General features: G+C 33.3%; 16 protein-coding genes. 2 read left to right on the top strand and 14 right to left on the bottom strand.

The annotated features are described in order from the left end of the window. Positions 1–1,285: 1,285 nt before the first annotated feature. Both H7U17_RS20110 and H7U17_RS20105 read left to right on the top strand, forming a co-directional pair. Entirely contained in the window at positions 1,286–1,819 is a 534-nt protein-coding gene (locus H7U17_RS20110; protein WP_186758648.1) for a helix-turn-helix domain-containing protein, read from the top strand. A gap of 321 nt (positions 1,820–2,140) precedes the next feature. Then, a complete protein-coding gene (locus H7U17_RS20105; RefSeq protein WP_186758647.1) occupies positions 2,141–4,759 on the top strand; it encodes an AAA family ATPase in 2,619 nt (872 codons plus the stop codon). A gap of 93 nt (positions 4,760–4,852) precedes the next feature. Here H7U17_RS20105 and H7U17_RS20695 read toward each other — a convergent pair whose 3' ends face one another. The 14 genes from H7U17_RS20695 to H7U17_RS20035 all read right to left on the bottom strand — a co-directional run bounded on the left by H7U17_RS20695 (position 4,853) and on the right by H7U17_RS20035 (position 20,657). Next, positions 4,853–5,203, bottom strand: coding sequence for a hypothetical protein (locus H7U17_RS20695; RefSeq protein ID WP_230981514.1), 351 nt, complete (start codon positions 5,201–5,203; stop codon positions 4,853–4,855). A 92-nt stretch (positions 5,204–5,295) separates the two neighbouring features. Further along, entirely contained in the window at positions 5,296–6,225 is a 930-nt protein-coding gene (locus H7U17_RS20095; protein ID WP_186758646.1) for a nucleotidyltransferase family protein, read from the bottom strand. A gap of 660 nt (positions 6,226–6,885) precedes the next feature. Beyond that, entirely contained in the window at positions 6,886–7,935 is a 1,050-nt protein-coding gene (locus tag H7U17_RS20090; RefSeq protein WP_186758645.1) for an NAD-dependent epimerase, read from the bottom strand. Positions 7,936–7,961: 26 nt separating this feature from the next. Next, positions 7,962–9,695 (bottom strand): capsule assembly Wzi family protein, encoded by a 1,734-nt coding sequence (locus H7U17_RS20085; protein WP_186758644.1) that lies wholly within the window; start codon positions 9,693–9,695, stop codon positions 7,962–7,964. A gap of 37 nt (positions 9,696–9,732) precedes the next feature. After that, positions 9,733–10,746 (bottom strand): dTDP-glucose 4,6-dehydratase, encoded by a 1,014-nt coding sequence (rfbB, locus tag H7U17_RS20080; RefSeq protein ID WP_186758643.1) that lies wholly within the window; start codon positions 10,744–10,746, stop codon positions 9,733–9,735. Between the two features lie 116 nt (positions 10,747–10,862). Further along, a complete protein-coding gene (gene rfbD / locus H7U17_RS20075; RefSeq protein ID WP_186758642.1) occupies positions 10,863–11,717 on the bottom strand; it encodes a dTDP-4-dehydrorhamnose reductase in 855 nt (284 codons plus the stop codon). Continuing rightward, positions 11,710–12,282 carry a dTDP-4-dehydrorhamnose 3,5-epimerase gene (gene rfbC / locus H7U17_RS20070; protein ID WP_186758641.1) on the bottom strand — a complete coding sequence of 191 codons (573 nt, stop codon included), beginning with the start codon at positions 12,280–12,282 and terminating at the stop codon, positions 11,710–11,712. Before rfbC ends, rfbD begins: the two co-directional genes overlap by 8 nt. Position 12,283: 1 nt before the next feature. After that, the gene (gene rfbA, locus H7U17_RS20065; RefSeq protein ID WP_186758640.1) at positions 12,284–13,165 is read right to left on the bottom strand and encodes a glucose-1-phosphate thymidylyltransferase RfbA; all 882 of its coding nucleotides are present in this window, start codon (positions 13,163–13,165) and stop codon (positions 12,284–12,286) included. Next, complete coding sequence (locus H7U17_RS20060) at positions 13,162–14,265, bottom strand: DUF1972 domain-containing protein (protein WP_186758639.1); 1,104 nt, start codon at positions 14,263–14,265, stop codon at positions 13,162–13,164. The genes rfbA and H7U17_RS20060 overlap by 4 nt, the downstream gene beginning before the upstream one ends. A 129-nt stretch (positions 14,266–14,394) precedes the next feature. Further along, a complete protein-coding gene (locus H7U17_RS20055) occupies positions 14,395–15,384 on the bottom strand; it encodes a glycosyltransferase family 4 protein (protein WP_186758638.1) in 990 nt (329 codons plus the stop codon). Next, complete coding sequence (locus H7U17_RS20050; protein ID WP_186758637.1) at positions 15,377–16,645, bottom strand: hypothetical protein; 1,269 nt, start codon at positions 16,643–16,645, stop codon at positions 15,377–15,379. The genes H7U17_RS20055 and H7U17_RS20050 overlap by 8 nt, the downstream gene beginning before the upstream one ends. After that, positions 16,632–17,681 carry an ATP-grasp domain-containing protein gene (locus tag H7U17_RS20045; RefSeq protein ID WP_186758636.1) on the bottom strand — a complete coding sequence of 350 codons (1,050 nt, stop codon included), beginning with the start codon at positions 17,679–17,681 and terminating at the stop codon, positions 16,632–16,634. The genes H7U17_RS20050 and H7U17_RS20045 overlap by 14 nt, the downstream gene beginning before the upstream one ends. 1 nt (position 17,682) lies before the next feature. Then, positions 17,683–19,158: a lipopolysaccharide biosynthesis protein gene (locus H7U17_RS20040; RefSeq protein WP_186758635.1), complete on the bottom strand. Its 1,476-nt coding sequence runs from the start codon at positions 19,156–19,158 to the stop codon at positions 17,683–17,685. Positions 19,159–19,172: 14 nt separating this feature from the next. Continuing rightward, positions 19,173–20,657, bottom strand: coding sequence for a capsular polysaccharide export protein, LipB/KpsS family (locus H7U17_RS20035; protein WP_186758634.1), 1,485 nt, complete (start codon positions 20,655–20,657; stop codon positions 19,173–19,175). Positions 20,658–20,702 lie beyond the last annotated feature (45 nt).

Genomic DNA, 20,702 nt, shown 5'->3' with positions numbered 1-20,702 from the left:
TTGGTCATTGAGCCCGTCGAAATGTCCAATGGTGAAGCAATCCCACCTTCAGAACACGAGAACACACCCAAACCCGTCATTGCGAAGAATCCGGGCAAGCGGAGACTGTGGCAATTCCGCTTTCCGAAGCAGCTTTTACCCTCACTTTTCCTTTGCCTTACTTTTTCCTCCCGATAGGAATCGGGACAGGCTATCACTGGAAAAAGTAACAAAAAAAGCTAGGCCGGTGGAGCGTACTTCAAATTGGATAGATATGGTTTACGATTCCAATTGGTTAAGTCCAATTTGATTTTTGCCCAATTGTTCCAGGCTAAAAATGAGTGGATCTAGCCGAGGACTAGCTAACTCATTTTCTTCACGCCTTTCTCAATTGTTCAAAAACCGTACGCTCCAAGGGCCGGAAATAAGGATTTCGTAAACGAAGATACTTCCGCCACTCAGCTTCCTGACTCCGTGTTTTCTGTACAATACGTACTCCAAAGCTTTCGGCCTTCGCCTTTCGACTTTTAGCTTCCTTCTTTCTACAATTGTTAAGAAATCATTTAATTACCCCAGTACTAATAAAGCCCCAGGCCAGGCTGCCCTACCAGACGCGAGGGGCGTCCCCCAGGCGAATGCAGCCTCCGAATCGTCGAAAAGTACGAGGTATGAGGTACCCGGTACGATGTATACATTTTAAAATAGGTTTGATGGTGTTTTTGGGTATTTGGAATGGAGCATATGTGCGCAGAATTCATATCCTCTATACTTCCATCCAAATGCTGTTAAATCGGATTTTTTGGTTTTTTCTCAAATAGGATGTCAAATAAATTTATATCCCACTTAGAAATGAACTGAACAAAACAATACAAGCATAACTCTCCTATTTTCCTAACAAGAAAAGATATTTTAAATCTGTAAAGGAGGTTTTCAGATTGCTTCATTTGAATCTATAATTAAAACTTTCTCCAAAAATGAAGCATCTCTCTATCTAAAAAATGTAAGAGATGGTGCTACACTCATGGCATGTTGTATGGGACGTAGGAGACCCGAATATCTCTATTTAAGATATTCTGAAACGCATGCTCAAGAGTGAGCCCACCTCTATATAGCAAATATAGTGGATGGGCTACTACTCTCTGTCCTGCGTTTCAAGAAATTTCCTACGTTTCTACAACAAGACTTTGATTAGTTGCCTATTTCACGATTAATATGTTCTAAATAACATTGGCAATATAAAAAATAGTACTCAATAAACAAACTAAATCCCAAACAATGAGGACAAATGTTTTTTTCTATTTGTTATATGAAGGGGAAAAAACAAGTAACCATAGATTTATCTCAATTAGCAAAAAATTTAAAGTCATTAAGAATTGAAGCTAAGCTTTCTATTTATGGTGTAGAAGCTGCTACAGGCTTTTCATCCGATCATATCAGACAACTTGAAAGAACTGACAATCAAGTAAATCCAAACACCAAAACCTTGTTAGCTTATTCGAACCTCTATGACGTTTCAATTGATGACCTATTAAAAAAAGTTAATATTAGAATTGGAAAGGATCTAACAGTTTTGCACCAATTCAAAAATGAAAATATTATGAACAAAGAATATTTTCATAATAAAAACTCCTTGCCCGACTTTTTATTAAGCAAAGTTCTCCCCCATCCAGAAATGAAAAAAGGATTAAAAATATCAGAGATAATAACAATGTTTTCTGACTATGATTTGAAAAGTAAAGCTGTATCCAGAGAGATGAGTAGATTAGTGGATAAAGGTAAAGTCATTAAAGAAGATAGAACTGGAACTGGTGCTGTTTTCCATTATAAAGTAAAAGGATAAAATCTACAGCCTCTAGTGGATTTAAACTTTCAAAGTTCTTAAATTAAGGAAGCTAAGAAATTGCGATAAGTTGTTTAAACCCTATTCAATAAATTAAGGAAGCCCTTCGATTGGAGGGCTTTTTTTTGTGGGGTTTTGGTGAAAAATACCCCAAGTGGGGTATTTTATTTATGAAATGGACTTTTTAGCTTTAGAGTTTGAAAAAAAAATAAAAGGAACTAAAACCAGACTTATCCTACTAAATTGGAAGAATATGTCTGGAAAAACCAGACATATAAATAAGTTATGCTTTATTAAAAACCAACCTGATAAATATAAATAATGCCAATACTAAATGATATAATTGATTGGGTGGAAAACAAGCCTATTTTTTGGCAAATTGCCGTTGACCGTTTAATCAGAAACAATGAACTAACCGATAATGATATTTCGGAATTAAAGGAAATCTGTAAGGTAGATTATGGCTTATCAGACTTTGATTTTGACGAAGTGGATTTTGATGATTTAAGAGACTTCGCAAATAACTCAACAAGCAGTGATGATTTAATACTTTCAAAAATTTCAAATGTCAACAACATAAATGCACTCTCACAAACCAGTGAATTAGAATTTGCCTCAAATGGACTTACGCTTATCTATGGAGATAACGGTTCAGGAAAATCAAGCTATGTTAGCATTTTAAAACACGCTTGTAATACTAGAGGAAGTAAGCCGAAAATAAATGACAACCTATATGATCCAGCTTCTTTTGGAAATGATAAAAAAGCGGATATTGAATATACTACTGATGGAATAAATTTCAACACCGTAAATCTTATAAATGAAGTAGTAAATGATTCTGTTTTAAAAAGCATTGATGTTTTCGACACGTTTAGTGCAAATCATTACATTGAAGGAGAAGATGAAATTGCCTTTATTCCGCAAGGTTTATCGATTGTCGAAAAATTAGCTGTCTGCATTAAAAAAGTTGAGAATGAACTAAATGAGGAATTTTCAAACCCTGCATTAGCAAAATTCGACCATACACTTCTAGAAGTTTCTGACTCTTCAACTGCGAAAACATTTCTCGATAATTTAAATTCTGAAACTACACTAGACGAATTAAGAGCTGAATCCATTTGGAATACTGCCAAAAACTCTAGACTTGAGGAGCTAGTCAAAAGAATAGATAAATTAAAGGCAACAGACCCACAGAAAACTTTAAAAGATAACGAGGATAAGATTAAACGTTTTGAGATTTTATTAAACAAATTTCAAACCTTAGAAAACAACTTGACCGGGGGGAAATTAAAAGATTTACAACATATATTAAATAATCTTGTAACCACAAATGAGGCTCTTAAAGAATCTTCTGAAAAAGCATTCTCTGAATTACCAATTGAAGGAGTTGGCAACAGTTCTTGGAAGTTGCTTTGGGAAAGTGCTAGAAGATTCTATAACGAAAGTACCAAAACAGAAACTTTTCCAAAAGTAGATGGAGAAAGTAGTTGCCCTCTTTGTTTTCAAGATCTAGGAGAAGACGCAAAAAGCAGATTTTCAGCTTTTGAAGATTTTGTGAAAAATGATATTCAAAAAACTTATGATGAAGCTTCTGATAAATTTGATTTAGAATTAGAAAATTTAAAAAGTCTAAAATTCTCTTTTGATGAGCAAAAACCAACAACAATTGAATTAGATGAACTAATTGATGATTTTTTAAAAAATCAATTAGACTATTTAGAACTACTTTCTAAACAGAGAGATTATTTGGTAGGACTTTTTAATTCCAAAAAGACGGTTGAAATAATTCAACCAATTGAAATTGAGAATTCACCTAGAGTACAAATTCAAAATCTTATTAAAACTTTAAAAGAAACAAATGAGAAATTAAAGGTTCAATCAATTGAAGAAGAATTAAAACCTCTAACTAAGGAATTAAATCAATTGAATGGAGAAAAAAAGATTTTTGATTTTAAACCAAAATTAGGTCGTGAAATTTATCGACAAAAAAAGATAAAACTACTTAATAAATGTACGAGTAAATGTAATACTCGAACAATCACCACACTTAGTAACGAGTTAGCGACAAATTACATTAGTCAAAATCTTAAACAGAATTTCAAAGCAGAGCTTAGTAAACTAGGTTTTAAAAACATCAAAATAGAAACCGAGACAAAAGGACAGAGGGGAAAACAATATCACTATTTAAGACTTGACGAGCAAAACGCAAATGGAATTGCCTTAAAAGAGGTTTTAAGCGAAGGAGAACATAGGTGTATTTCCTTGGCTACGTTTTTATCTGAATTATCTATTTCAGAACATAAAAGTGCTATAATTTTTGATGATCCAGTCTCATCTCTAGACCACAAATGGAGAAATAAAATATCAAAAAGAATTGCAGAAGAAGCTTTAGAACGACAAGTTATCGTATTCACTCACGACATCACTTTTCTATTAATGATTCAAGAGCATTCTAAGAGTTTGAATTGTGATTTAGAAATTAAGAGCCTTACTAGAAAGAAAAAGGAAACAGGGCTGATTGCAAGCAATCCACCTTGGGATGCTTTGCCTGTGGGAAAACGAATTGGCTTATTGAAAGATGCATATCAAAAACTAGAGAAAATCGAAAGAACCGAAACGGAAGAAGTATACAAGGAAAGGGCGAAAATTTTGTACGGTAAACTACGAGAAACTTGGGAGCGGTTTATAGAAGAAGTATTCTTGAATGGAGCAATACAAAGATTTGGCAGAGCAATACAAACCCAACGGTTATCAAAAGTTGTAGACTTAACAGATGATGACTATAATCTTGTTGATGCTAATATGAGTAAATGTTCTACTTATTTCACAGGACACGATACGGCAGGAACTTTAATAGAAGAAATGCCTGACTCTGCTGAATTTCTTGCTGACTTAACTGTATTAGAGGATTACATTAAAACAATCAGAAGACGAAGATAAAATAACAAAGCATAATCGTGTAGACGGCCGTGAGCCATAAGCCCACGGTGCGCCTCACACACCACCGAGCGTACGGGTCTCGTACTCGGCGGTTCACTGGATTGTAGGTTGCGATTTGAGGTAGTAGGAAAGCATGGATTCGTACCCCTTTCTTCTCAGGCGTGACAAAGTGATAGTAGTGATCAGAATAGGGCTTTGAGCCACTGCCCATCCTCCTTTTCTGGTTCTACTCCATGCGTAGGCATGGTCTTGGTCCACTCCCAGTCTGATCAGGTTTTTGCGTTTCCGCTCCTCCCGCCCACTATACTGGCCCAAAGCTCTCGCTTTGTCCTCAATCGTGCCATATACAGTATCTGAGTCGGTTTCTGAGCCGGAATAGACAGGAAGTGTTTGGGTTGGTATATTAAGGAGGATTATAAAAGAAAACAGCACAAAAAAAGCCACCCCAAATTAATGAGATGGCTTTGTGATTATTTATATCTTTTGGCCTTAGACTTTCGGCCTTCCTCTTTTGGCCTTATTCTTTCAGCATTAGACTATTTTTCTACCACCGTTTCCTTCTTCCATAGCTTTTCCGGATAAACTCCCTTTTGATGCAAATCCCTTAAGGACTCCTCAACAGATTCCTTATCCTCCGGGTAAGTTACCCCAAACCAGGTTTTGCCACCTTCCAGGATATTCACAGATGCTTTTCCTTCCTTAATCAGTTCATTCACCACAGTAGGAATATAAAATTCCGCTTTGGGATTATTCTTATTATCTTCCAGAAATTGATACCATCGTTTTTCAGTCTCCTCAAAAAATGATGGCTGGAATCCCCAGCAATTCATGGATACAGGTGTATTCTCATCAATCTCCAAAACATCCTCACCCATCCTACTGATGACCTTCTCCCCTTCCCTGGAGATCTTTTCTCTTTCCGTCATTCCTGTCAACTCACCATTATCATTGGATGCACAAACACCACGATTCACTGTACCATATTTCGATAATACATTTTTAAGAGCATAGCCTACCATACAGTGCTTATTTGGCTCTTGAGGACTCCCTAGGTATTCGCCCAACTGATCAATAGCTTCCTTACCATAAAAATCATCCGCATTGATCACGGCAAAAGGCTCTTGAATAACATCCTTGGCACATAAAACCGCATGTGCCGTTCCATAAGGCTTGGTTCTTTCGGGATTATGATAAGCTGCAGGTACTAGGCTGCTGAGGGATTGGATGACAAATTCCACCTGGATCTGATCCTGGATTTTATCCAAAAAGCGCTCAGACACCAAGTCAAGGATTTCTGCCCTTACGATAAAGACCACCTTGCCGAAACCGGCCTGAATGGCATCATAAATGGCATATTCCAAAATGGTTTCGTTATTAGGGCCAAAGCCATCGATTTGCTTATTCCCCCCATACCGCGAGCCCATCCCCGCAGCTAAAATCAATAATGTTGGTTTTGTTGAATTCATTATATATTATGTTTATTAGGGTCTCTTGTTTTTAGATAAATAGTTGGATAAGGAAACAGTTTATTGGTATTAAAAAACGTCATTGCGAAGGAACCGCTTTAGCGGAGACTGCGGCAATCTCGCATCCAATAAAAGTCCCTTCGAAAAGGATAGTTGAATATGTCGAAATGTCAATACGTCATTACGATCCGCCGTGCCTGCCTGGCATCAGACAGGGCGACGAAGCAATCTCTCCTAGAAAAACGTCATTGAGAAAGGTCAACATTTTCTCAAATATAAGGGAGCTGAATGACAGTTGACAATATTTATACGGAGTTACCCTGAGCGGAGTCGAAGGGTTTGTCTTAGGGCTTCGACTTAAGTTTATCCTGAGCTAAGTCGAAGGACTCAGCCTGACACATTAAGTAATCCCTGTCAAAGGTAGGAGGAACGACGAAGCAATCTCCCCTTAAATAAAACACCCGATTAAAAAGAGTAAACCAGCTCAAGACTCACGACTCTGGACCTGTCTGATTCCAAGCATGCTCAAGACCATTTTTTCCCAATCCTATAAATCAAATGCGCTTGCGCAAACACACTGAACTTATCCTTCCCCACAATAGAAAGCCAAAATAGCCCCTTTAAGGAGCTATTGAGAATTATTCTTAGAAAGCCCTAAAGCTATTCTGCTGAAACCGCATAAAATGATTGATACCAATCCACAAACTTTTTAACACCTATTTCTAAAGCTGTATTTGGCTTATATCCTAATTCCTTCTCTAAATCTGATGTATCAGCATAAGTACTAGGTACATCTCCTGGCTGCATAGGTAAAAAATCTTTTTCAGCACTAACACCCAATGAATTTTCAATGGCCTCCACAAAATCCATTAATTTTACTGGTTTAGAGTTCCCAATGTTGTACACTTTGTATGGAGGAGTAGAGGGATTCATTTCTTCAACACTTTTCTTTTTCTTTGGAGGATTATTTATCACCCTTAATATACCTTCAATAATATCATCGATATAGGTAAAGTCCCTCATCATATCCCCATTATTAAATACCTTGATTGGCTTTCCGTCAATAATAGCCTTAGTAAATAAAAACAGTGCCATGTCTGGACGCCCCCAAGGCCCATAGACCGTAAAAAACCTTAATCCAGTTGTAGGTATATCATACAAATGACTGTAAGTATGTGCCATTAATTCATTTGATTTCTTAGTTGCCGCATATAAAGAAACAGGATTATCGACCGTATCGGATGTTGAAAACGGAACTTTTGAATTCGCTCCATAAACAGAACTGGAGGATGCATAGACCAAGTGCTTAATATCGTGGTAGCGACATGCCTCCAAAATATGAGTAAAGCCCAAAATATTGGAGTCAATATATGCCAAAGGATTTTCTATGGAATACCTGACCCCCGCTTGAGCAGCTAAATTAACGACTACATCAAACTGCTCTATTTCAAACAATTCATCAACACATTTTTTATCTTCTAAGGAACCCTGTATAAAACTAATATTGTTTCGAAACGAACTCTCTACTTTCTTCCCATATCCAATATTGGATTCTACAAACCCAAGTTCTTTTAATCTTCCAAATTTTAGATTGGTATCATAATAATCATTGATATTATCCAACCCAACAATAATATGGTTTTCTCCAATTAATCTTTTTGCTAAATGAAAACCAATAAACCCGGCCATGCCGGTAATCAATACTTTCATAATCCTATTTCTAAAGAATGCTTAAGCTATTTGCCTTTTTTTAAAGGCTTCAATAAATAAATCAAATGCGCCTGCCCAAAAACACTAAATTGATCCTTTCCTACCGGAAACTCCTCAGTACTATTTTCATCCAGCTGCCATTGATAGTTCATCCCATTAATAAATTGTAAACGGGAACTGAGCATAAATCTATCCCATTGATAATCAAACAAGAAACCAAGAGATAAATCAACCCAAGGTTGATGTTCAGGTAACCTCCCAAAACCTCTTAGATAAAAATCTTGATGATTCGCCAAACGTTCCAAAACAATTCCAAACTTATTGAGTTGATCGATTAATGATACCTCTATTGTCTGCACATTAGATCCAGCATTACCAATACCTACCCCCATAGACTCCCCAAAATTGGTAAAACCACGTACTTGATAATGTGCGTGCCAACTCGTATTATTAGAAGCCAATATTGATGTATATCGAATATATTTATTAACTGATTCTTGCTGCTGAGTCATTTCAGCCCTCAGCTGTAACAACTTATTCGAAGAAGGTAATTCAAATAATTTATTGAATCCTAACAAATAAGCACGGGCATGTTCCGGGTTCATCACAAATTCTCTAGCTGTATAGGCATGATCCCTTCGTCCATATTCAAAATACAACTCTGCTTTGGCTTTTTTAAACAAATACCTTCCAAATACCGAAACCTGTTGATCCTGTCGCTTTCCATCATAATCAACAGAATTTCCATTGGAGAACAATTTACTTTTGGTAAATCCCTCAAAAATCGGGAACCAATCTCCAAATGAATTGGTCTTATCCTCACTATATTGTTGAAAAGTTCGATTTAGCCCTAGAAATAGCCCTGACACCCACTTGGGTTGATAACTAATGCTCATCCCATTTAAATAGCGCCAGTCTTCCGATAATGGATTAAAATATTGCTGATTTAATTCTTTCCAATGACTTGGGGCATAACCAGAAGGCTCTAGCCTCCCCATAATAATCTGCCCTTCAAATGATCCCAAAAAGGTCTTGGCAGGTTTGGTGGTATTTAAGGTCAAATGAGGAAAGCCTTGGGCATTATTGGAAAAGATTAAGGCATTAAATTGACCCGGCCCCCACCAGATATTCTCTGTTGATGCCCCAATCTCAAATGCTCCATAACTCAAAGTAATCTTGGACTGTCCTGGAATAAGTTTTGAATAGGACTTTTCTCCAAATCTTTCAGGATTATCTCCATGATTCCAATAATGAAATTTAGCGTCAATGATGGGATCATCAAAGGAATTGGAGAATCCATTAAACGAATTATTCTGGGCCCATACCCATTCAGGCATCAATTGTAGATTGATAAAATGAAATTTAGCAGCAATACCTCCAGACAGCTTATTTTGAAAGCCAACATTGGGAATCATTGGCCCATTGCCCCAACCATAGGGCCTTCCTGAATTATAGGCTGTAGTATTTATTATGGGGAAGGGACGAAGAAAAACTTTGTTGCCATTCCCTGTTCCGTTTATTACCTCATTCCCTGAAATAAGGTTATCAAAATCATTATAAATACTTTCATTAAAAAACTGATCGGTCTGTATGGGACGTAAGCTAAAGCTAAAAGAAGAATCCAACTCTCCTGTTAATTGTTTCCGCCTAAGTGCTTCTTCAAATAAAGGCATCCCTGCACTAACTGTTTGAGCATATAAGCGTAAGCCAGTTAAGTGTATGATGTATAAAAGAAGCGCTACCTTAAATAAAGTCTGCATAAAATATCATCGAACAAATAAAAATATTATTCAACCTCTAAAGAACATATTTCTCTAAATACCACTTTACTGTTTTCCTAATACCGCTTTCAAAATTCTCATCTGCTTTCCATCCCAATCGATCTTCTATTTTAGAAGCGTCAATAGCATACCGCCTGTCATGACCTGCCCGATCTTCTACATAAGAGATTTGATCCTTATAGCTACCTGCAGTTTTGGGATATATTTCATCAAGAAGAGCACAAATATGATCTGCTATATAATTATTATTCCGCTCATTTCTTCCGCCAATATTATAAACCTCACCTGACTTCCCCTTGGTATATACTAAATCAATTCCCTTACAATGATCCAAAACATACAACCAATCACGGATATTTTTCCCATCCCCATAAATAGGAATATTTTCTCCTTTCAATGCTTTCCTGATCACTGTAGGAATCAGCTTTTCGTCATGTTGCTTAGGACCATAATTATTGGAGCAATTGGTAATTACTGTATTCATTCCGTATGTATGATGATAACTTCTCACCACCATATCAGAACTAGCTTTACTAGCGCTATAGGGTGAATTAGGAGCATAAGGGGTCTCTTCAGTAAATAAGCCAGTCTCTCCCAAAGTACCATATACCTCATCTGTAGAAATATGTAAAAACCTTGCCTCCTTATATGCTTCTTTAATTTGAAAAGGCTTATCCATCCAATATTTATAGGCCGTATCTACCAAAGTAAAAGTTCCATTGACATTGGTCTCAATAAATACTCCCGGATTTTTGATGGAATTGTCTACATGAGATTCTGCGGCAAAATGAATCACTCCTTGAATATCATAGCTTGAAAACAGGTTCTGAACTAACTCTCTATCTCTAATATCTCCCTGAACAAAAATATGTCGTTCATTCCCCTCTATCTCTTTTAGGTTATCCTTATCTCCAGCATAGGTTAATAAATCCAAATTTACTAGTCGAACATCTGAATACTTTTCTAGAAAATAAGGAACAAAATTAGATCCAATAAATCCGGCACATCCGGTTACCAAAATTGTTTTCATAACGAATTAAGATGATTTAGCTTGTCTAGTCGACAAAAACTGAGATTAATATATACTTTGAAAATTATCCCTTTAGAAATGCGCTGTAAGATCAAAATAAAAAAAGGGGGAAACTATTACATTAAGTCCAAACAGGAACGCAAAGAATCCCTCCAATAAGGAATAGTAATATTAAAAGTCTCTTTGACTTTATATTTATTTAAAACGGAATAATGAGGTCTAATGGCAGGTGTTGGATAGTCTTTGGTAAGCTGCGGATATACTTTACAGTTAATTCCTTTAATTTCCATTATAGCTGTGGCAAAGTCATACCAAGAACACACCCCCTCATTATTATAATGAAAAACTTCAACTCCTTCATGATCAAGTTTTGCCAGCATTTCAAGTATGGTTTGAGCAAGATCCCTAGCATAGGTAGGACTTCCAATTTGATCATCAATTACTTTTATATGATCTCGTTCCTGGCCTAGACGAATCATTGTTTTTACAAAATTATTTCCAAAAGAAGAATAAACCCAGCTCGTACGAATGATAACTGAATTATCAGGATCAACTCTTAATAGACCTTTTTCACCATCCAATTTTGTTTTACCATAGACATTTTGTGGATTGGTAATTTCATCCTCTAAATAAGGCTTAAATCCTCTCCCATCAAAAACATAATCAGTGGATACATGAATAAGCTTGAATTCTCTTTCTTTAGCTAATTCGGCCAAATTGACAACTGCTATATGGTTGACTAAATTAGCAAGCCCTTCCTCTGCTTCTGCCTTATCAACAGCGGTGTAGGCAGAACAATTAATAACAACATTTATATCATTGAGATCGACATATTGTCTTAATGATTCTTTATTGGTAATATCCAATTCTTCTTTACCTGTAAAGAAAAATTTATAATCATAACTGTCGGATAAAACCTGGATTTCAGATCCTAGTTGCCCTTTTGAACCTGTCACTAGAATATTAAACATAAAATGCTTCTTTAAAATCAAAAACCTCAGCTTGATCAAGTAGGGGTTGGTTTTGATCCTTTTTGGACAATTGCAATTTATCTAAAGGAAGTTTCCAGTCTATATTCAATGCTGGGTCATTAAAGGCAATTCCCCTATCATTTTCAGGACTATAGTAATTATCAACTTTATAAGCAAAAACAGCCTCATCACTCAAAACCACAAAACCATGAGCAAAACCACGTGGCACAAATAATTGTCTTTTATTGTCTTCGGATAGTTCTACTGCTACATGCTCACCAAAAGTGGGTGAACCTTCTCTAATATCAACTGCCACATCCAATACAGTCCCCTTAAGTGCCCTTACCAGTTTAGTTTGAGCAAATGGTTCTAATTGATAGTGCAGCCCTCTTAAAACACCCAATGAGGATTTGGATTCATTATCTTGACAAAAATCCAATGGAAAACCTAAAAACGATTCCCATAAATCTTGCCGAAATGTTTCTGTAAAATACCCCCGAGAATCTCCGTGTATTTTAGGTTCACCTATTACCACATCAGGTATTTTAGTCCTAGTAAACTCCATCTTATTTCCGCTTATTTACTTTTCTTATTAAATACTGACCGTACTCATTTTTTCTTAAAGGCTCTGCCAAAGCCAAAAGTTGTTCACTATCAATATACCCCATCTCATAAGCGATCTCTTCCAAACAAGCTACTTTCAATCCTTGCCTTTTTTCTATGGTATGAATAAAATTAGAGGCCTCCAACATAGATTCATGTGTTCCAGTATCCAACCAGGCATATCCACGCCCCATTAGTTCCACCTTTAATTCTTCACTTTCCAAATAAGCTTGATTTACAGAAGTGATTTCCAACTCTCCGCGTTCACTAGGCTTGATTTTTTTTGCTATATCCACTACAGAATTAGGATAAAAATAAAGTCCTACAACGGCATAATTTGATTTAGGATCTTTAGGCTTTTCTTCAAGGCTTAATACAATTCCACTATCATCAAATTCAGCTACACCATATCTTTCAGGATCTTGAACATAATAGCCAAAAACAGTCGCCTTTCTCTGTTCTGAAACATTATTCACTGATTGCTTAAGTAACCCTGTAAACCCATGTCCATAGAAAATATTATCCCCCAAAACCAAGCTTACGTCATCATCTCCAATAAAATCTTCTGCAATGATAAAGGCTTGAGCTAACCCATCTGGACTCGGTTGTTCTGCATAAGAAATAGAGAGCCCTAACTCTGTCCCATCTCCTAAAAGCTTTTGGAAATTAGGCAAATCATCAGGAGTAGAAATTACCAATATTTCCCTTATTCCCGCAAGCATCAAAACTGATAGAGGATAATACACCATCGGCTTATCATATATAGCCAAAAGTTGTTTAGATGTACCTTTAGTAATTGGATAGAGACGGGTACCAGATCCTCCAGCTAAAATAATTCCTTTCATAATACAGAGTTTATTAAACTAATATACTTCTCACCAATCCTATTCCAAATATAATTTTCTTCCGCTATTTTTTTCATTTCTCTTTTTAATGAGATTCTTTGGTCTTCATTAATAGTTTTAAATTTCTCTATTAATTCAACTTTAGTATTAAAATAAATCGCTTTATTTTTTGTAGTTGACCTATTGTAGGATACACCATATGCAATTATTGGAAGCCCTAGATACATTGCCTCGACTAGGGAAGGATTTGTTCCTCCTGCACTGTGTCCATGTAAATAATAAAAACAATTTTTCCGCAATTGGTCTAGAATTTCTTGTTGATAAATTGGATCCAACATAAGTAAATTCTTTTGGGTTGAATACTTTTCCTTTAACTTAACGCCATAATCACTTTTATGAAAATTACCTATCAAAACATATTGTTTATCAATATTTGAATCCAAAAAAGCTTCTATCATTAGATCTAGATTATTTTCAGGTTCTATCCTGCATACGGTAAAAAAGTAACTATCTTTTTTTACGCCATAATTATCAAGTAGATTAACCTCATTGGTATCCCTAACATGATCACCTCCATATGGTATCAAACATGATTCTTTATTATAATTTTCAAGAACATGTTTTTGGATATAATAATTATCAGAAATGATTGCATCCGAATATTTTATGGCCCATAACTCTGATAATTTTAAAAATTTTTTTGTTAGTAAATTCCATTTATCTCTTTTCCACTCTAATCCATCAATATTAGTTATTATTTTTCCTTTGTAAATTTTTCTTATTGCTGGCAAAATAAACGCACCTGAAACTCCCAAAATAAGAATTGAATCAAAGTCTCTTGCCCTAATTATGGATGTAGCATCAAAAATAATGCTAGACACCCCATTGGCATTGTAATTTAAATATTGAAGTTTAGCTCCTTTGTAAAATTTCAATTTTTCTGAATAAGAAGAACTTTCACAAAATACGGTGACTTGAAAATTATCACACAAATGTTCAAGTATATTTTCAATTAATGTTTCAAATCCACCATATTTAGCAGGCACCCCGACAATTCCTACAACCCCTAAACTCTTCTTTTCTATATTTTCATCAAACATTTGAATATGATTTTAATCAACCATGTTTTACTTATTTTTAAAACCTTACATTTATCTAATAAGTCTAAACAATTCTTTAAGGTCCAATTCTTTAATTCTATAAAATAAAGCAAACTTTAAAAGCCATTTTTATATTCTTAAAATGTTTTTATACAATGCCAGTAACTCTTCACTCTTTGAATCCATATCTAATCCTGATTTAACCAAATGCGAACGCAAATCAAATTTATCACTTGACTTTAATACCTTATCAACTAATTCTGCTAATACTTTAGGATCAGCGTTATTAGATACGTATGTTCCATCAACACCTTTCAACATCTTGGATACATTTCCAACATTTCTTGAAACAACAGGAATATTACAGGCTAAAGCTTCCTTAACGGAATTAGGTGAACCTTCAAAATCAGAACATAAAAGGTGAAGACATGAAGCATTGAAATAATAAACTAATTTACTTCTTTCCGTATTCACCAAGCATAACTCTCTGATATCATCATGATGATAAACGTCTTTCAAAATCCTTAAGACTTCTAAATAAATATCATACCTTTTTTGGGCCCTAAATTTATCCTTTGAACTTACAAACAATATGTAACGCACATTAGAATCAAGATCTAATTTTTCCTTTGCATTAAACTCATCAATAGGATAAAATTTATTTAAATCAACGCCATTGGGCAAATAGAAACTATTATCACCAGCATATGAAGGAACTTTATCTTTAAAAATTTTAAACACGCGATTATCTTTAATTAATAATTTTGTGATCAATGAAAACACATAATTAAAGTACCTCAGTTCTTTATATTCTTTATCAATATTATTCAAAAAAGACGCAACTATTTTTTTTCTTGAAAAAAAAGTCAAAAAATAAGTTAATAGAAAAACAAACCCATGAAAAGTATGAATCACTTCATATTCTCTACTTTTACGGACTATTGGTAAAATACTCTTTATGTATTGGATCCAACCATCCTCAGTGGAGTTAATAAAAATTAAATCACTTTCAACTTTCCCTGTCTTATTAAGACCTTCAATTTGTTCTTTAGTGAAAACACAGAACTCAGGTTTACTATTTGTTGGATAACCGTTTGTAATAAATAAAACTCTAATCATACATTCTAATATTTGAAATTAACCCCATTAATCCGGCATAAATTAATATGAAAGCCACTTGAGAGGGTATTGCAAGAACAAGACTTTCAAAAAATACTGAGAACAAAATCCCTTTCACAAACAACATATCTGACTTATCATTAAAACCATTATTAAGATTAAGAGCATATGCTTTATTTAGTCTTTTAATTGGATAAAAATACAACCACAAAAATAAGGCGAATCCCAAAAAACCAACTTCACCTAAAATTGACGACCAATAAGTATCTAATAAAAATTTATCTTTTGATGTTCCATTAATTGTTGATTCGCTCCCCAGCCCGTGTAAATAATTAAGATTATAATCGTAATAAACATCACTATAATTAATATTAACGGGATAACTTCCAAATGTAGCTTGCCCAGATCCCATAGGAAAGTGATCATTTGCCAAATTAAATGAAGTAAAATACAACGCAAACCGAGGCGTACTTGATGCATTCTCTGATTGATAATATAAAAAATAATACCTTTTTAATTTATGATTTAGAGATGGATTAAGTAATATTAATAATGGCAATCCAATTAATAAAAGCATAATACTCCACCTCGGGATTTTGATATAATTTGAATATCTGATAAATAAAAAAATAATTATAAAACAAGATATAATGGATTTTAGAGATAATGCAGAAAAAATGAAAGCAATATAAAAAAATGCCTTTATAAAATATTTCCTCCTTTTAGTTTGAATTAACTTCCTTAAAGTTATTGTCAAACTTATATTGGATAAAGTTGTGGCAAAAGCTGGCGTCTTTAGTAAAGAACTGTTTAAAAATTCTCGACCTTCACCAATAAATATAGTTTCAAATAAGGTAAGTATTATTAGAGTATCACAAGTAAATACGATATAGTCAAGTAATTTATTAAAATCAGCTAAATGAATTTTGACATTATAAAAAAATATAAATGTAAATAATGGCAATAGGGTAAAAACAGTTCCAATAAGAAACCAAGTTAATCCTGGAATATATTGAGAAAAAAAATAATTAATCAAAATGAATGACAACAATGTTAGAAATGCAAAGAAATATTTTTTTTCTACATTAAAAACTTGAAATCCAATCAAAATATTAAAAAAAAATAATATAACTAGGGCGATATAGTCTAATCCCGCTAGATATATACCTATACCTTTTAGTAAGGTACTCCCTATTAATGATATTATAAAAGTAACAAGAAATAAAAAAATTCTTAACTTACTTTTACTAAATTTCAACATCCTTCAAATTTGGTTGAATTAAATCATTTCTTTTTAATAGATACTTCAAAATTAAAAAGCCAGGCCAAAAATTCCCTTCTTCCCAATCCAAGTTTTTATCCCAGATTCCTGGACATTTATAAAGAGCTTTATCGGAGTAAGTGTAACTAATTTCGCAGATTATCGGATTATTATGTTCATCGTATATAAAATCATATGCCATAGAATCAAAATTCAACTTTTCTGAAATTTCAAAGGCTATTTTTATACACCTGCGATCTATTTCATCTGGATTATAATCAATCATACCGCTTCCAGAAGCCCTAAAATCATTTTCCCTTACGAATCTCCTGAAACCGTATGCTTTATTTCCAATTACTGTAATTCGAGTATCAAATGAATTATTTGGATAATACTTTTGAAATAATACATAGTTTTTATTTAGCCCCCAAAATAGCACTTTGCCACTGAAATAATTTGTATATATATTATAAAAACTAGACTTCATAAAGGAAATAATATTTTTGAACCTTAATGAATTGCTACTTGGAATTCTGTCATGTTTTATCCCTTTGCCGAATGCTTTCTTAATTATTTTAAAGGCATTTGTTTTTGATTTAACTAAAGCTACATTTGAAGAACCTGCACCACCTCTCAACTTGAAAATTTTCGGATAACTTACATCATCTGCCCAATTTAATGCTCCAGATTTTTCCCAAAACACATAGCTTTCAACTTTTTTAGTAGTCACCAGATTTAACAGGTATTCTTGTTTTACTTTATCATCGTAATGAAACCTCGAATTAAATTTTGGAAATACTGTTTTGTTTAATACAAATTCAACAGAATCCATAAATGAAAATGCTTCTTGAATCTGATAATCATTATTTGTAAACCTATAAATAAAAACATTAGAATTTTTAACGTTTTCCCAAAAGTCGGAATCTCCTAAACTAGTCACAACAAAATCAATATTATTGTGATTTAATATTTCAACAAAAATCTTATTGTAAAATGGTGTTAACCAAATATTAGAATTATATAAACAAACTTTCATATTATTTTCTTAAAATAATTTTTATGATATCCGAATTTATTAGAAGTGATATAACAAGATATGAGATACAAAATATTATGTTAGTAATTATAGAGCCAATATCAGATAATTCTAAAAGGGAGCTTTGTAGATAATACAACGCCCATAAAAAGCTAAATACTAAATAGTTTTTAAAATAAATCAGAATATATTTCTTAAATGATAATTTAAAAAATTTTGAATAGCTGTATACCTGAAACAAAGACAATAAACCATAAACTAGAACTAAAACTATAATAAACCCCGTCAACCCAAAAAAATTGAATGAAACAAATGAAAACAGTAAGGAAAAAATAGTATTCGCTAAATTAAAAAGTATACTCATTTTATATCTTCCCTGATTATAATAAACCATCAATGGAACGGCAAATGAAGGTATTACCAGAATTAAGGTATATAATGTCAAATAAAATGAAAATTTCAAATTTTCTTCATCAACCAAAATAGCCCCTATTAATTTATTATTAATTATTACACAAAATGTGAGTAGTAAAATTAAGAAAGAATGAATTTTCACCCCTTTAAAGACCAAATTTTCCAAGGACATAATCTTTAAAAGTTCCGAAGTTGCTGGGAGAAATGGTCTGATAAACATATCTGAAATTTTTCTAATAAAATCAATTACTTTCTTGGCTATGGAGAAATCCGCAATCAATGCAGGAGTGCCTATCACTGACAAAATAATTTGGGGACCAAAGTTGTAGGATTGACCTAAAATAGTAATCAATGAAATCCCTTTTAAAAAGGAGAAATCACTTTTTAACAAATCCAGATCCATCCAGCAAAATTTCAAATCTCTTAAAGGCAAAATTGAATTAGTCTGAAAAATTTGAATAACTAATCTTAATAATGGATATATAATAAAAGTCAGCATACAATAACCTAGAATATTTTCATATACTCCTGAATTAATCCATAAAAAAAACAATAATATATAAATAAGTTTTGAAGCTACATTCGAGTAAGCTGGCAATTCAAACCTGACGAATCCTTGCTGTATATTATCAAAAAAGGCATTAATATTTTGGATTAAAACACCAAATGCAAAAATAACAAATCCAGTATTTAATATAAGTATTTCATTTGGCTGAAGATTTACAAAGAGTTTGTTTGAGAAAAATGGTATAGATAGACAAAACAGAAATCCTACTAAAGATAAAAAAACTTTCAGCCAAAAATAAGACCAATAAAATTTTGAGAACTTCCCAATTCCACTATTAAAATATTTTAAACTAAAATTAGTAATTGTGGTCCCAATCCCTATATCAAGTAATACATTTATCAAATTAAATGAAAAAATAATTTCAAATAACCCATATTGATCCTTTCCCATTGAAGAAATCAAAAAAGGTATAAAAACAATTCCCGTAATTCCTAATACTACTAAATTTAAAATTTGAAAAAATACACTTCTTCTAATATTCTTTTTAATATCCATACTTTATCCACCAACTAAATCCCATTCAAAAATTTAAAAAGATTATCAACAGTGACATCTTTTGGAATTTGAGAAACGGACTTGTACCCTTTGTAATGATAAGCCTCTAAACAACGATCAAAGATTTGGAACAATTCTTCTTTAATGGTTTTCACATTACTCTTTGCTGGTATTACTTCAGCCTCTTTGATTATTTTCCTAAGTTCCTCTAGAGATTGGGGGTAGAAGACATTAGAAACACCTCTATACCAAGCGTATCCAAAAACAATTACAGGTTTTCCTCTTAATGCAGCTTCTATACCTATTGTACCTGTTAAGGTCACCACAGCTAATGCATTATCTATTAGTTCAAATGAATTAACAGTCTCTTTGATAAACTTGACTCTTGGATGCCTTTTGAAGTAATCATAAAAATGCTTACTCCTCCCAGTTTCACCCTCCATTTCTGGATGAAATTGACTTATATGCTCTTTTACATAAATAAAAGTATCATCATTAGTAGCTTGAATCAAGCTTTCTATTACTAACTTTTGATCTACAAATATTCCACCGCTGGGACAACTTGTTTCCTCAGGCTGATAATGAAGTCCAAAAAAAATGTACTTTAAATTAAAATCAACATCTTCGCATAAACTCCAATAATGATTTCTTAACTTCTTTTTTGAAGAATTACCTTTAGATTTCAAAATTATCTTTTCAATATTAAGATAATAAGAATCAGATAGCAATTTATCTTTCTTCTTCCAATAAACTAACGAATCATTAAATAACCACGAAACTTTATTTAATACTTTTCCCTCCTTTATATTCTTGGATATTTTACTTACTAGACCATCATCAAAAGTAGTTTTTTGTTGCCGCATGTAGTACGGTTCTGCTTTTTTATAATCTGATGTAATACGCTCACAAAATTCTTCAACAACTAATGGTAACCGTTCATTTCTGAGCAATTCATTATTCTCTAAAAAGGATATTGATTCAATAGATCTTGTGGGTAAAATATATCCAGGCCAAGATGTCATTTTAAAAGTTATGTATTCAATTTTTAATTTTTTAGATAATACATATATAACATAATCAAATACTCGATGGGGAATGCTTGGCGCAATAATTAGAGATATCTCCTCTCTTACCAAAACATTATACCAATCAAAAAATAATTTTCTAAGAAAATCCTGTCTCTCATTAAAAGTAAAGGAAAATTGATCAGGATCTAAGCGCTCAATCATCTTTAGGCCGATAAGCTCTTCAAAAGATATGTCATTGAAAAAAAAGGGTGATAAACCTTCTCTTTTGTCAAATTGTTGTTTTTGAAAAGGAAATTCCCCTTTCCATGCTAGGTCAATGTCATGAAATGATACATCTTTAAAAGTAGTATTTATTATCTGCTCATCTTCTTTCCATCCAATCCAGTAGGAAATATCCTTGGATTTTGAAAGCTTTTTGGCTACATCTACCCATGGATCACCAACACAACAACATAACATTACTTTATCCATTAATTAATCTATATTAATAGTTCTGTTAAAAATTTAAATCGTAAT

The sequence above is a fragment of the Echinicola salinicaeni genome (assembly GCF_014280965.1).
In the GTDB taxonomy this organism is placed as follows: Bacteria; Bacteroidota; Bacteroidia; order Cytophagales; family Cyclobacteriaceae; genus Echinicola; species Echinicola salinicaeni.
Note: the sequence above shows the minus strand (reverse complement) of the source record. Positions and strands in the feature narration are given on the sequence as shown.

Coding starts and splice junctions, on each gene's coding strand:
- H7U17_RS20090 (WP_186758645.1), bottom strand. CDS start 7,935: ATGAAAGTATTGATTACCGGCATGGCCGGGTTTATTGGTTTTCATTTA.
- H7U17_RS20105 (WP_186758647.1), top strand. CDS start 2,141: ATGCCAATACTAAATGATATAATTGATTGGGTGGAAAACAAGCCTATT.
- H7U17_RS20095 (WP_186758646.1), bottom strand. CDS start 6,225: ATGAATTCAACAAAACCAACATTATTGATTTTAGCTGCGGGGATGGGC.
- rfbB (WP_186758643.1), bottom strand. CDS start 10,746: ATGAAAACAATTTTGGTAACCGGATGTGCCGGATTTATTGGATCTAAT.
- H7U17_RS20055 (WP_186758638.1), bottom strand. CDS start 15,384: ATGATTAGAGTTTTATTTATTACAAACGGTTATCCAACAAATAGTAAA.
- H7U17_RS20045 (WP_186758636.1), bottom strand. CDS start 17,681: ATGAAAGTTTGTTTATATAATTCTAATATTTGGTTAACACCATTTTAC.
- H7U17_RS20060 (WP_186758639.1), bottom strand. CDS start 14,265: ATGTTTGATGAAAATATAGAAAAGAAGAGTTTAGGGGTTGTAGGAATT.
- rfbD (WP_186758642.1), bottom strand. CDS start 11,717: ATGTTTAATATTCTAGTGACAGGTTCAAAAGGGCAACTAGGATCTGAA.
- H7U17_RS20035 (WP_186758634.1), bottom strand. CDS start 20,657: ATGGATAAAGTAATGTTATGTTGTTGTGTTGGTGATCCATGGGTAGAT.
- H7U17_RS20110 (WP_186758648.1), top strand. CDS start 1,286: ATGAAGGGGAAAAAACAAGTAACCATAGATTTATCTCAATTAGCAAAA.
- rfbC (WP_186758641.1), bottom strand. CDS start 12,282: ATGGAGTTTACTAGGACTAAAATACCTGATGTGGTAATAGGTGAACCT.
- H7U17_RS20050 (WP_186758637.1), bottom strand. CDS start 16,645: ATGTTGAAATTTAGTAAAAGTAAGTTAAGAATTTTTTTATTTCTTGTT.
- rfbA (WP_186758640.1), bottom strand. CDS start 13,165: ATGAAAGGAATTATTTTAGCTGGAGGATCTGGTACCCGTCTCTATCCA.
- H7U17_RS20040 (WP_186758635.1), bottom strand. CDS start 19,158: ATGGATATTAAAAAGAATATTAGAAGAAGTGTATTTTTTCAAATTTTA.
- H7U17_RS20085 (WP_186758644.1), bottom strand. CDS start 9,695: ATGCAGACTTTATTTAAGGTAGCGCTTCTTTTATACATCATACACTTA.